This is a genomic window from Kocuria sp. CPCC 205297 (assembly GCF_040981035.1).
In the GTDB taxonomy this organism is placed as follows: Bacteria; Actinomycetota; Actinomycetes; order Actinomycetales; family Micrococcaceae; genus Kocuria; species Kocuria marina.
The window spans coordinates 59337-72196 of sequence record NZ_JAVKPY010000005.1 but is presented as its reverse complement, the minus strand read 5'-3'; the positions used below and the strand labels follow the sequence as shown (position 1 = coordinate 72196).

Annotated in this window: 17 protein-coding genes; all 17 read left to right on the top strand. The window is 69.2% G+C overall.

The genetic code is table 11. From position 1 onward, the window contains the following. Positions 1–2: 2 nt before the first annotated feature. Positions 3–458: a hypothetical protein gene (locus RF650_RS05765; protein ID WP_368814383.1), complete on the top strand. Its 456-nt coding sequence runs from the start codon at positions 3–5 to the stop codon at positions 456–458. After that, positions 448–699 (top strand): hypothetical protein, encoded by a 252-nt coding sequence (locus RF650_RS05760; protein WP_368814382.1) that lies wholly within the window; start codon positions 448–450, stop codon positions 697–699. Before RF650_RS05765 ends, RF650_RS05760 begins: the two co-directional genes overlap by 11 nt. Next, positions 696–962: a hypothetical protein gene (locus tag RF650_RS05755; RefSeq protein ID WP_368814381.1), complete on the top strand. Its 267-nt coding sequence runs from the start codon at positions 696–698 to the stop codon at positions 960–962. The genes RF650_RS05760 and RF650_RS05755 overlap by 4 nt, the downstream gene beginning before the upstream one ends. Further along, positions 959–1153, top strand: a complete 195-nt coding sequence (locus RF650_RS05750) for a hypothetical protein (protein ID WP_368814380.1) — start codon at positions 959–961, stop codon at positions 1151–1153. The genes RF650_RS05755 and RF650_RS05750 overlap by 4 nt, the downstream gene beginning before the upstream one ends. Before the next feature lie 326 nt (positions 1154–1479). Continuing rightward, the gene (locus RF650_RS05745) at positions 1480–2526 is read left to right on the top strand and encodes a hypothetical protein (protein WP_368814379.1); all 1047 of its coding nucleotides are present in this window, start codon (positions 1480–1482) and stop codon (positions 2524–2526) included. Further along, entirely contained in the window at positions 2523–2891 is a 369-nt protein-coding gene (locus RF650_RS05740) for a VRR-NUC domain-containing protein (RefSeq protein ID WP_368814378.1), read from the top strand. Before RF650_RS05745 ends, RF650_RS05740 begins: the two co-directional genes overlap by 4 nt. Continuing rightward, positions 2888–3664, top strand: a complete 777-nt coding sequence (locus RF650_RS05735; RefSeq protein ID WP_368814377.1) for a hypothetical protein — start codon at positions 2888–2890, stop codon at positions 3662–3664. The genes RF650_RS05740 and RF650_RS05735 overlap by 4 nt, the downstream gene beginning before the upstream one ends. A 369-nt stretch (positions 3665–4033) precedes the next feature. Next, positions 4034–4174 (top strand): hypothetical protein, encoded by a 141-nt coding sequence (locus RF650_RS05730; RefSeq protein WP_368814376.1) that lies wholly within the window; start codon positions 4034–4036, stop codon positions 4172–4174. Between the two features lie 724 nt (positions 4175–4898). Then, positions 4899–5159 carry a hypothetical protein gene (locus tag RF650_RS05725; RefSeq protein ID WP_368814375.1) on the top strand — a complete coding sequence of 87 codons (261 nt, stop codon included), beginning with the start codon at positions 4899–4901 and terminating at the stop codon, positions 5157–5159. Positions 5160–5221: 62 nt separating this feature from the next. Beyond that, positions 5222–5695, top strand: a complete 474-nt coding sequence (locus RF650_RS05720; protein WP_222126522.1) for a hypothetical protein — start codon at positions 5222–5224, stop codon at positions 5693–5695. 6 nt (positions 5696–5701) lie between these two features. Continuing rightward, the gene (locus RF650_RS05715) at positions 5702–7495 is read left to right on the top strand and encodes a hypothetical protein (RefSeq protein WP_368814374.1); all 1794 of its coding nucleotides are present in this window, start codon (positions 5702–5704) and stop codon (positions 7493–7495) included. Positions 7496–7515: 20 nt separating this feature from the next. Further along, positions 7516–8934, top strand: coding sequence for a phage portal protein (locus RF650_RS05710; protein WP_368814373.1), 1419 nt, complete (start codon positions 7516–7518; stop codon positions 8932–8934). Continuing rightward, on the top strand, positions 8927–10009 hold the full coding sequence (locus RF650_RS05705; protein ID WP_368814372.1) for a hypothetical protein: 1083 nt from the start codon (positions 8927–8929) through the stop codon (positions 10007–10009). The genes RF650_RS05710 and RF650_RS05705 overlap by 8 nt, the downstream gene beginning before the upstream one ends. Then, positions 10006–11103 carry an AAA family ATPase gene (locus RF650_RS05700; protein ID WP_368814371.1) on the top strand — a complete coding sequence of 366 codons (1098 nt, stop codon included), beginning with the start codon at positions 10006–10008 and terminating at the stop codon, positions 11101–11103. Before RF650_RS05705 ends, RF650_RS05700 begins: the two co-directional genes overlap by 4 nt. Before the next feature lie 9 nt (positions 11104–11112). After that, positions 11113–11475 (top strand): hypothetical protein, encoded by a 363-nt coding sequence (locus RF650_RS05695; protein WP_312964338.1) that lies wholly within the window; start codon positions 11113–11115, stop codon positions 11473–11475. Positions 11476–11492: 17 nt separating this feature from the next. Beyond that, the gene (locus tag RF650_RS05690) at positions 11493–12524 is read left to right on the top strand and encodes a major capsid protein (protein ID WP_368814370.1); all 1032 of its coding nucleotides are present in this window, start codon (positions 11493–11495) and stop codon (positions 12522–12524) included. Beyond that, entirely contained in the window at positions 12524–12844 is a 321-nt protein-coding gene (locus RF650_RS05685) for an SAP domain-containing protein (RefSeq protein WP_368814369.1), read from the top strand. Before RF650_RS05690 ends, RF650_RS05685 begins: the two co-directional genes overlap by 1 nt. The last annotated feature ends 16 nt before the right edge of the window (positions 12845–12860 follow it).

Genomic DNA, 12860 nt, shown 5'->3' with positions numbered 1-12860 from the left:
CCATGTCGATCATCTACACCCGCCACCAGTGCAGGCCCGACGAGGACCCCGAGGTCACCGCCATGGCCTTCGACGAGCTCGAGGGCGCCACATGGAAATGCCCCGAGTGCCAGGCGTACTGGGAGCTACAAGTCAACCGCGGGTTCCAAGGGCAAGTGCTCAACACCGCGTGGTTCTGTATTGGCCGCCCCCTTGAGAACCAGCACACCCGCGAGATACAAGCCGACCTCAAGGGAAACACCCCCACGATCACCCCGCGCATGATCCAAATCGTGCTCGACACGTACGAGGAGCACCGGCTCGTGGCACCTGCGGATGGTGACGGTCCCGATGGTCCCCTGGGTCACTGTGGGGAGTGTGACGCCCCCATAGGCCCGCACACCTCGCAGACTCATGCGATGGAGGCCGCCGTCGCCGCACTACAGGCAGAGATCGACGGGGACCACCATGACCACTAACACCGCCACCCCCAAGGCGTTCACCGCCGGGGCACTCACGCTCGCGATCGCCCGGTACAAGTACCGCGGGATTCGTGACCGCGACGTCCACGACTTCATGGCCCGCCATGGGTTCAGTCAGGACGGACCCACCCTTGACACGGTGTTCTGGATGGAGGTCAATCGGCTCCGCCAGGACCCGGCGACCATCGAGGCGTTCCCGCGCGAGTGTGCCGAGCTGACCCGGAGGGCTGAGCTGTGAGCCGGTTCGTGCCGGGGAAGCGCCGCGACCACCACAAGACATTCCATCTCGCCGGGCAGGTCACGTCCGATCACGTGGGTCACCTGGTGTCTGTGGGGACCACGGATCGCAGCTCACGCGGCATCCTCTGCGCCGTGGCCGCCGACGGTGACCAGGTGCGCCTGGACCTGCAGCTACGTGACGGTCGACAGGCCCCCGTGCGGGTGGAGTGCACCACACCGGTGCTCGTGCACCGCACGACACAGCGAAAGGGCAACTCATGACCGCACACACCAGCCTGCCGGTGCATGCCGGGGACAAGAAGGCCGGCCTCACCGTCGCGGATCTCATCCTGTGGACCAGAACCCTCCAAGACCTCGACGTGGATCCCCGCAGCACCGTGCGCGCCCGGGTCGGGTTCCGTGGGCAGCTACTCGAGGTCGTCCCGAGGCCACCCGAGGAGCCGCGATCGTGAGCCTCAGCGCCGCAGGACGGCGTATCCCGACCACATGATCCACCAGATGGGAGATTCCCTGTGCCACCACGTACGCAGCACACTGCCGGCCGCACCGCAGCACACCGCCCTATCCGCGCGACCCCCGCCTTGCGGGGACACCGCGCCACCCTGGGCTGGAAGCGCGACGGCTTCCCGCAGCACGCCGGACGACCCGCGCGACCCTTGCCGACGGGCTGGGACACCGCAGCAGGACGTCTTGGAAGCGCGGGTCATGGGCAGGAGCGCGTCTGATGCCGTGGCTACGAGTAGGGGACTCAGCAGCAACTAACCCGATCGTTGCAGAGGTGCGTGAGCATCCAGACGCGGACGACCGCTCGAAGATTGAGGTCTTCGGTTTCGTCACGCTGTGCGCGACGGTCGGGGCGCAGCACCTCACCGATTACGTCATCTCGCGGGCCACCGCGGCCGACGTCGCTGGTTCGATGGAGCGCGCAGACCTGCTGCTCGAGCAGGCCGTGTTCGCCGGCTACCTGGAGCCCGTCACCGAGCTGGTGCGCGGGCAGGAGCGGGCCCGCTGGCGGATCGTGGAGGACCCCGAGTTCATCCACATGCGCACCCAGGAGGAGGTGGAGTGGGAGCGGCGTCGCAAGCGCGACAACTCCAACCCTGCCCTCACGATCCCCGTGCGTCTGCGTGACGGCGACGCCTGCCGGTACTGCGGGCAGGTCGTGAAGTTCCGGGCCCGCACTGGGCGTCTGGCCGGGACCTACGATCACCGCAGCCCCGGCCGCGGCGCCGAGACCCCGGACGACCTCGTGGTGGCCTGCACCCGGTGCAACTCGGGGCGCAAGAACAACCCGCACGCGGAGCGCGAGTACCCGCTGCTCCCAGTCCCGGAGCGGCCGTACTACTCCCTGGACACGGTCGAGTTCATCAAGAACTCCGACTGGGCCAGGAGCAACGGCATCGAGCCACCACCCGCGCCCAAGACGAAGGTCCAGCCCGGACACGTGCCGGCGGGCCACGCCAAACCCGAGCCCGGTACTCCCGCCGCGGGAGAGAACAGCGCGCCCACGGGCAGCAGCGACTCACCCGCCCAGGAGCCTGACACCGCAGCCCCCACACCCGTGGACGAGGCGCGACCAGGCACCCCAGAGGAGCGACCACCACGGTCCTCTGCAGAGACAGGCAGGTCTCGGCAGGAATCCGCAGGGAGCCTTCCTACGGATCCTGACAGCCCGGGACGGGACGGGTCGGGACGGGCCGGCACGGGAGGGAACGGGGACCCAGCACGACCACCTCAGAGACAGAACACGCCAGACCACCATGACCACCCACCAAAGAAGCGCGGATCAAGATCACGACGCAGGGGAAGAAGGGGAAAGAAGTGAAAGCTACGGACTATCAAGACCAGATGATCCTGTCCTGGAAAGAAGCCCAGCTGCAGAACCACATCATCCAGATGGCTACGGCCCTGGGGTGGGACTACTTCCACACCCACGACAGCCGGCGGTCACCGGGTGGCTTCCCGGACCTCGTGCTCGTGCACCCGCGCAAGCGGATCTGCCTGATGCGTGAGCTCAAGACCGAGAAGGGCCGGTTCCGTCCGAAGCAAGAGCAGTGGCTTGAGAACCTCCACGATGCCGGGGTGGACGCGGGGGTGTGGCGCCCGAGCGACGTCGTGTCCCAGCGTGTGCACCGTGAGCTGTCCGCCGGCACCGAGTACGGAACCGGATCGATGGGGGGTAGGCCATGAGCGCGCTGTGCGTGGTGGACGGGGTGCCGGCCACGATGGGGAACCTGTGCTCGGCGTGCGTGGCCACCCTCCACGCCAAGGTGCTGGAGGTCCCGCGTCTGCTGCACGAGCTGGACGTGACGATCACCAAGCAGGCACGGCAGTCCTCCGGTGCCGGCGGGGCGTCGAGTGAACGTCCTCTGGTGCTGAACCTGGCGGCGTCGGCGGCCGCGGAGGAGGTGCGGGTGTCCCTGCGCACGATCGCGCATCTCGGTGCGGCCGAGGGGGAGCGGATCCCCGTGGCCGCCCGTGAACTGGCGCCGTGGGCGGCGCGGCATCTGGTGCACGCGGCGCGCCGCCCGGAGATCGCGGACGCGTACGCCGATCTGCGCGCCGCCCTGGATCAGGGGTGGAGGTCGGTGGACCGTGCACCCGAGCGGCGGGTGGTCGGGTCCTGCGACTGCGGGGGAGTGCTGGCCACGGCCCGCACCGCGGGGGAGGTGCGGTGCCCGTCGTGCGGCGTGCTGTGGGACGTGGCAGAGCGCGAGGAGGCACGCAACGAGATGCTGCTGGGACTCACGGTCTGCACCGCGGACCTCGTGGTGCTGTTCCGCACGGTGCTCAAGAGGCGGATCACCACGGCCACCGTGCGGAAGTGGGTGGAACGCAGGCAGCTGCTGCCGGTGAGCGTAGAGCCCATGATGTTCCGTGCCACGGATGCGGTGCAGACCTGGGGGCGGCTGCACGGGCGCGAGACGGATCAGGAGCGGCCCGTGGCCGACGCACCGGCCTAGCGTGTCGCGAGGCCGTGGTATGGACTTCTGCGGCCCTGTCACGCTACTGTGTACTCAAATGGAATCAGTCTCGAAAGGGGCTGACGGACTTAGAAGGCCCCGGCAATCACGTCGGGGCCTTCGTCATACCTGGCTCAGGCGTCAACGTCACCGCCGCGGGGTGTCACGTGTTCATGACCCGCGGATCCCGGATCGAAGGTTCGCGAGGCGGGTACTTCTCACCGCCGATGAACGGTCCTGCGTGTGAGCCACTAGATTCCCCCGGCACCACGGGCCCGCGCTACCGGCCCAATTACCACCGCCGTGGGGTGCACCGGCTCGCGGGCTACCGGTCGAACAACAGCCCGCACGACTTAGGGAGGCCCGGCGATGGCGCGGTCCTGGCGGAAGTGCGCGAGTGAGACCTGCGAGGCGGAGGCGATCTACGGCGCGTTCTGCATCGCCTGCCAGGCGCAGGCGGACCCCGGGCACATGACGTTCATCGATTGGGGTGACGACCTGGATGAATGAGCTCGAGAGGTACTGGAAGCACGGCGTAGGTGCCGCGAAGATACGGTGGGGGACCTCCGGCGACTTCACTCGCTGTACCCGCCATCTCGCCAAGCACGTGGGACTTGCCCGCGCCAAGCGCATCTGTGCCCAGTGGCATCATGAGTCCACTGGCTTGTGGCCTGGCCATCACGGCGGGGACAACCCGATGGGCCCGGGCTGATGCCGTGGGGATCGCAGAGCGGACGCACCGCGCCGCTGCCGCCCGACTGGCAGCGACTGCGCAAGGCGCAGCTCGAGGCCGACGGGTACCGCTGCCGGTACGTCTCGCCCGACACCGGGCAACGCTGCACCGCACCCGCGACCGATGTGGATCACGCCGAGGCTGCTGAGGACCACGAGAACCTTCGATCATTGTGCTCGTGGCATCACGCAAAGCGCACGGGCCGTCAAGGCGCGACATCGCCACGCAGGGCCCGCGCAGCCCGTCCGCAAGAACTACACCCGGGGCTGGTCGACTGACCGGCCCCGGGCGACAGACGACCCTCTCCCCACCCTCGAGCGTCCCCCGCAAGGTCGCCCGCGCCGCCGGCAGTTCCCGCCGCGGCCCGCGCCGCTGACCCAGGGGGGAGGGGGCCCTCCCCGGCCCTCCCCGGCTGGCCGCAGCGTCCTGCTTCTCGCGGTCTGTACGGGTCTGGGGCATGGCGTGGGGGTGGCGTAACCGAGTGGCGAAAGGCGGTGGCGAATGCCTCGGGCTTACTGCCGCCAGTGCGGCGCTGACCTGGACCAACGCATGGCCCCCGGTCGCCCGCGGGCCTACTGCTCGTCCCGCTGCAAGCGGCTCACGGAGTACGAGGTCAGGCGCCTGCAGCGGCGCCTGGAAGGCCTCGAATCCATGGCCGCCGAAGTCCGCGCCCGCCAGTCCCCGTGGGACGAGGGACGCCTGGAGATGCTCAATCGGCAGATCGAGGAGGCAACCGACCGGCTCGGCGCGCTCGTCGCCTGACCGGCCACGAACCGCGCTAACCCCCTGACAAGGGGCGATGCTCCGGCATGGGAGGTGCACGCATGGCAGGAGTCGGACCGGCCCCGAAAGACAACGCGGCTCGCCGCAACAAGGGCCCCGAGAAGACCTCGCTGCAGGCACCGAACGTCGCCACCGATCTGGTCATCGGCGACGAGGCCCTCGGCCCGGAACTGCCCAAGGGCTCCTGGGTACTCCCGGAAGCCCAGGACTGGCACCCCATGACCCAGCAGTGGTGGGACCACTGGCGGCGTTCGCCGCAGGCCTGCCGCATGCTCTCCCAGCCAGACTGGGACTTCCTCATGGACACCGCGCTCCTACACCACGTCATGTGGACCAAGGGCCGGTGGGAGTTCGCCTCCGAGGTCCGAATCCGCGTCGCCAAGTTCGGTGCGACCCCGGAAGACCGGATGCGTCTGCGGCAGGACATCGTCGTACCCGACGCCATGTCAGCTGGGGATGCCCCCGGAGCGTCCGTCACCTCCCTCGACTCGCGGCGCTCGCGGATCAAGGACTGAGCCGCGGTGCCGCACAAGATCGTGCGCCCTCCTGGTTCGACGCGTTCGCGCACCCTCGGGTGGTTGGCGCTGTGGTGGATCGAGACGTTCGTGGTGCACGGCCCCGGTGACGTGCAGGGAGAGCCGGTGCGGCACGGGGACGAGTACTCCACCTTCGTGGTGGACTGCTACGCGCTCGACGCGGACGGTGGCCGCCTGGTCGACTCGGCGTTCTTCTCCCGGCCCAAGGGCTGCGACAAGTCCGGACTCGGGTCGCGTCTGGTGCTGTTCGAGGCGCTGGGCCCGTGCCGGTTCGCTGGCTGGGCGCAGGGCGGGGAAACGTACAAGTTCCTCGGGCAGACGTACACGTACGAGAAGGGCGAGCCCATGGGCAAGCCCGTGAGTACCCCGTACGTGCGGATCCTCGCCACCGAAGAAGGCCAGACCGGCAACGTCTACGACACGATCTACTTCAACCTCACGGACGGGCCCCTGGCCGAGCTGAAGGCCTACGGGCTGGACTGCGGGCTGACCCGCGTGGCTCTGCCCTACGGCGGGGAGATCACCCCGTCCACGGCCGGAGCGTCGTCCAAGGACGGTGGCAAGGAGACCTTCGTCGTCGCAGACGAGTCGCACCTGTACAACACCAAGGCGCTGCGGGAGATGCACTCCACGGTCACCCGCAACCTGGTGAAGCGCAAGAAGTCCGCGGGCACGTGGTACCTCGAGACCACAACGATGTACCTGCCCGGCGAGGAGTCGGTGGCCGAGGCCACGTACAAGTACATGCAGCTGGTCGAGGAGTCCATGCAGGCCGTGGCCAACGGCAAGAAGCCGAAGCTGCGCGGCCGCATCCGCATGCTGTTCGACCACAGGTGGTCGGACCTCGTGGACCTCTCCGACGAGCAGAAGCTTGCGGAGGCCGTCGAGGAAGCCTACGGCGAGGCCATGGACTGGAACTCGCTCGAGGGCGTCGTGGACAAGATCTTCGACCCGCGCACGACCCCGTCTGAGTCCCGTCGCTACTACCTCAACGCCCTCACGGAGGCATCGAACGCCTGGCTCACTCCCGCGGAGATCGCGCGCGTGAGTGACGGCATGCCGGTCAAGATGGGCGGCTGCCTCCGCAAGGGTGACCGCATCGCGCTCGGATTCGACGGCGCCCAGACCAACGACGCGACCGCGCTCGTGGCCTGCCGCATCGAGGACGGCACGGTGGACCCGCTGTTGATCATCGAGAAACCGGACGGACCCGAGGCAGAGGACTGGCGCGTGGACGAGGTTGCGGTCGACGCAGCCGTGGCCCACGCGTTCTCCGAGTACAAGGTCGAAGCGTTCTTCGCGGACCCGCCGCACTGGCAGGACCGCATCGACGCCTGGGAGCTTGAGTACGGAGAGCGGCTGGCTGTGAAGGCCGGCCACGACGCGATCCGCTGGTGGACCAAGCGCGACGCCCCGATGGCGCTCGCGCTCGAGCGGTTCCACCTGAACCTCACGGCCACCGAGAACGGGGCGCCAGTGGTGCGCATGTCCGCGAACCCGGTGTTCGTGCGGCACATGACCAACGCCCGCCGCTGGCCGCGCCGTGGAGGCGTGGTGATCGGCAAAGAGGGCAAGAACAGCGTCAGGAAGATGGACGCCGCGATGGCGGCCACTCTGGCGTTCGAGGCCCGCGCTCGCGTGCTCGCGGGCGGGGAAGCCCCCGAGGACGACTTCGTGCCGTTCAAGGTGGGGGCGCGCCCGTCGCCGCCGGCGGCCGGAGAACGTGGCCGACTTGCCCGCCGTGCTGCTCTGCGGCAGCGGCTGGCGTCCATGCAGTAACCAGGAGAGAGGGGGGCCGGATGCGGTTCGAGTCTGCGGCAGCGAAGATCCCCGGCTCTGACGAGTGGTGGATGGCGCGCCTGTCCAAGAAGATCGGCGACGACCTGCGCACGGTGTCCCTCCTGGACGACTGGATGGACGGCAAGCCGCCGCTGCCCTACCCGGACAAGCTCACCCCCGCTTTCCACCGCCTGCAGCAGCTCGCGCGTCTCAACCTCGCCGAGCTGATCGTGGCGGCCATGCTCCACCGCATGCAGCCCCTGGCCTGCCGCACCTCTGTGGACCAGGACTCGGACGGCGACGACGTCGTGCGCGACGTGTGGGAGAACTCCTCCGCCCAGGACGCGTTCGCCCAGGCCATGGAGTGGATGCTCGTGGCCCGCCGCGGCGCGCTCATGGTCGGACGTGCGGACCCGTCCGATCCCAACTCGCCGGTGCGTATTACCGCTGAGCACCCGTCCCAGTACGCATGGGAGCCGGACCCCGCGAACCCGGGCCTCGCGCTCGCTGCTCTCAAGATCTACCGCGACGACCCCAACGATCGTGACGTGGCCGTGCTGTACCGCCCGGACCGCATCAGGGTCGCGTACCACCAGGGCCCCACGATGCTCCCGAAGCGCAATGCCCCTGCCTGGCGCATCCTCCCCACCGTCTGGGAGCTCGAGGACGAGGCCTACGAGAACACGCTGGGCGAGGTGCCGGTCTACGAGATGGAGAACCGCCGCGGGCTGGGGGAGTTCGAGCGGCACCTGCCCACGCTGGAGCGCATCAACCACACGGTGCTCCAGCGCATGGTGCTCATCGCCATGCAGGCCTTCCGCCAGCGCGCGCTCAAGGGCGCCCCACGCCACGACAAGGACGGGCAGGAGATCGACTACGACGAGATCTTCGAGGCTGACCCCGGGTCCATGTGGGTGCTGCCTGCGGCCGTGGAGATGTGGGAGTCCGGCCAAGCTGACTTCACCCCGGTGCTGTCCTCCATCAAGGACGACATGATCGCGCTCGCGGCGGCATCCATGACGCCGCTGCACATGATCCACCCGGCGGCGTCCGAGGGCTCCGCGGAGGGCGCGGCCACCCAGCGTGAGGCCGTGATCTTCAAGATCGAGTCAACCTCTCGGCGCGCGGACACAGCGATCCGCCGGGCGACCTCCGCGGCCCTGCGCCTGAGCGGTCACGCCGAGCGTGCTGGAGTGGAGAAGCTGAAGATCGTGTGGGCGAACCCCCGCCGGTCCTCGCTCACCGAGCGAGCCGAGTCCGCCCGCGGTGCGAAGGAAGCCGGTGTGCCGTTCGAGCTGCGCATGGAGAAGTTCGCGGAGCTCACCCCGGCCGAGGTGGCCGAGGCCAAGCGGCAGCGCAAGACCGAGCTGCTCGAGCAGGCCGTGCTCGCACCCACCATGACCGCGGCCGCATCCAGCGCCGGGGGCACCGATGAGTGACCTCCGGTACCTGGACGTGCTGCTCACCGCGCACACCAAGGCCACGATCTCCCTGGCGGAGATGGCCGTGCGCCAGCTGGCCGCGCTGTGGATCACCTTCGACCGGATGAAGCCCGAGGGCGGCGCCTGGTACGACGGGGATCTCGTGCGCGCCGCCGGCGCACAGGCGGCCACGATCATGCAGACCGCGATCCACGAGTCCCGCACCGAGGCTGACGCCTACATCGAAGAGGTCCTCAAGGACCTCGACATCGAGTGGCCCGACGTCCCCGAGATCGACACGTGGGAGTACGAACGCGAGGAACGCGCGGACATGCTCCTGGACGAGGTTGCAGAACGTCCCGCCGAGCAGCGCCGCTACCAGACCTCCATTGGCAAGTCGGACGAGGAAGCACTCGCCGCGGCCGTGGACCGGGCTTCGGTGATCGCCCAGACGGACATCGCTGACGCCTCGCGCTCGCGGGCGCAGAAGATTTACCGGGCCACGCCGGTGGTGACTGGATACCGGCGCGTGATTCGCCCGGAGCTGTCTAAGACGGGCACGTGCGGGCTGTGTGCGGTGGCCTCGCACCAGCGGTACAAGCTCGACGAGCTCATGCCGATCCACGACCGGTGCAAGTGCCAGACGATGCCGATCACCGAGGACGCGGACCCGGGCGGGGCGATCAACCGTGCGGACCTCAACCGGTTGTACGAGGCCGCGGGCTCCACGCTGGCGCAGGACCTCAAGCGGGTCAGGATCAGCACGGGCGAGCACGGCGAACTCGGTCCCGTCCTCACGGACGCGGGTCTGGCCATCCCCGCGGGATCCGCGCGCCCCGACCGCAAGAAGCCCCCGCGCAAGCAAGCGTCCAAGACCCGGCGCGAGGCGCCCAAGTCCGGCGGCTCCGCCGCTGACCGGGAGAAGCAGATCGCCAAGCGGGAAGCCCAGGCCGAGGCCCTGACGGACTCCCTGGAGAACCTGAAGATTAGGCAGCGCAAGGGCAAGGAAGACCTGGCCGAGGCGATCAGCTGGCAGACCGAGCGGATCGCCCGACTCAAGCAGGAGATCGCGCAGATGAGGCACGGAAAGTGACGGTGCACCTGGTATGCGGCCCGCCCGGCGCCGGCAAGACCACCCACGTGGCCCGGCACGCCGGCCCCGACGACGTCGTCATCGACCTGGACGACATTCGCCGCACGGTCGGGGAGGGCCAGGCGTCAATGTGGCGCATGGCCGCCGAGCGCGCCGCCGCCGAGCACAAGGACTCGGACGTGTGGGTGATCCGCACCCTCGCGGACCCCGCCCAACGCGCCGACGCTGCGGCCCGTCTGGGCGCCGAGGACGTGCAGGTACTGGCCACCCCAGCCGCGCTCGCCAAGGACCGTGTGTCCGCCCGTGACGGCACGGACGAGGCACACGCCCCCATCGAGGACTGGTGGAAGACCTACCAGCCCCGGGACGGGGAGACCACGATCCACCCGGATCGAGACGGAACACCTGACAAGGAGGCTCACACCATGTCCCAGCCCACCTACCCCACGCCCAAGGAAGTCCAGGGCCAGAACGCCCACGAGCTCGACCAGAGCACGGGCGAGTCCGGCGGCGAAGATCCCCAGCAGCAGGGTGTTCCGGGGTCTCAGGAGCAGCAGCGTGACCGGGGGTACCCGGAGAACACGCCGCTGGCGGAGATGACCACGGAGCAGCAGGTCGCGTACTGGAAGCACCAGTCCCGCAAGCATGAGCGCCGCGCGAACGAGCGCGCCGACTACGAGCAGCTTGCGGAGAAGGCCTCGAAGTGGGAGGAAGCCCAGCGCGCCGGCATGAGCGACACCGAGCGTGCGCTGGAAGAAGCCCGGGCCCAGGCGCGCGACGAGGCGCTGCGTGAGGCTCGTCAGGAGTCCGCCGAGAGATTGGTGGCAGCAGAGTTTCGCGCCGCGGCACGCGACGTGGACCCGAAGGTGCTCGAGGGATTCCTTGAGGACCTGAACTTCTCCCGGTACATCGGGGAGGACATGTCGGTCGACACCGCCAGGATCACCGACCGCGTCAACGGCCTACCCAAGGCGGGCCACACCATCCCCGCACCGCCGAACGCCCAGGGCTTCCGGCGGTTCCAGGGGAGCTCATCTGTTGAAGCCGGGCGGGCCATGTTTGAGGCCCGCCACGGCGCAGAACCCAAGCCCTAAGGAGGGATCATGCCCCGACTCACCTCGGAGGCGTTTGGCGGTGGCGATCAGTCGTGGCTGGGCTCCAGCCACAGCATCGCGAACTGCCGGACGGAAACGCTCGACATCTCGGCCTTCACCAAGGCCACCCACTACCCGGACGGGTACATCCCTTCCGGCACCCCGGTGTGCAAGACCGGCGGCGTGCTCGTGCCGCTGACCGGTGACAACGCCGGCGACTTCGCGGGCCACGTGTACACGGACCAGACCGTGGCCGGTGCCGCGGACCTGCCGGTGCCCGTGTTCTACCACGGCACTGTGAAGACCGCCCGTGTGCCGGGCGACTTCACCGCGCCCACCGCCCAACCGCACACCACGATCGTCTACATCTAAGGAAGGGGGACGACACCATGGCAATCTGGACTGACGTCATCGACCCGGCCACTCTGACCGGCTACGCCCGCGCCTCCCTGGCCGAGTACGAGGCCAAGAAGGGCACCCTCGCCCAGTGGCTTCCCAACCGCACCGTCACCGACACCGTCGTGCGCCTCATGCAGGGCGACGCCGGTCTCGTGGACGTGGCGAAGTTCCGCGCCTACGACGCGGAGCCCGAGATCGGCCGCCGCCGCGCTGGCCGTCGCGTGACCCTGGAGCTGCCCGCCCTGGGCCAGAACATTCCGGTCAGCGAGTACCAGCAGCTGCGCACCCGGAACTCCTCCGACGCCGCTGTGCTCAACGCGATCCAGGTCACCACCGACACGGTGGTGCGCGCGGTCGCCGACAGCATCGAGCGGATGCGCGGCATCGTCCTGGCCACCGGCAAGGCCACCATCGACCAGGACAACTTCCGTACCGACGACGACTTCGGGCGCCGCCCGGAGAACACCGTCACCGCTGAGGCCCTGTGGAACACCCCCGAGGTGTCCCGCATGGCCGACCTGCAGGCCTGGCACGACACCTACGTGGACGCCACTGGCGAGGAGCCCGGCGCGATCGTCATGTCGCAGAAGGCGTTCCGCGCGATGGCCGGCGGCAACGAGTTCCGCACCGTGCTCAACGGTGGCGGCGCTCGCCTCGGCACCCGCGCGGAGATCCAGGCGCTGCTGGACTCCGAGGGCATGGCACAGATCGTTACCTACGACCGCCGCGTGTCCGTGGACGGGGTCACCAAGCGCGTGCTCCCCGAGAACACGGTGCTGATGCTCCCCGCGGCCGGGCCCACGACCAACGAGTCCGGCTCCCCGCTGGGCTCCACGATCTGGGGCCAGACGCTCACCGCCACGGCCCCCGAGTGGGCCATCGAGGACGTGGAGCAGCCCGGCCTGGTCACCGGCGTGTGGCGCAACCCGAAGCCCCCGATGATCGCTGAGGTCATCGCGGACGCGATCGCGCTGCCCGTGCTGGCCAACGCCAACTTGTCCCTGGCCGCGAAGGTCCTGTGATGCGACTCCTCGCCAGCACCTTCGCGACCTCGCCCACCGGCGAGAAGGTCTTCCTGGCGGCCGGGACCGAGGCCCCTGAGTGGGCCCAGGGCGTCATCACCAACCCCGCCGTCCTGCCCCAGACCGCCACGGTCGAGCAGGACGGCGAGCCCGCCCCGCCGAAGACCGATCAGGCGTCGGCCCCTGCGCCCGACGAGGACGCTGAGCTGCGCACCGCGCTCGAGGACAAGACCGTGGACCAGCTCCGCGACCTCGCCCACGAACAGGGCCTGCCCACCGGCGGTAAGAAGGCCGAGCTCATCGACCGTCTGCTCGGCTGACCTGCAGCACCAGAGG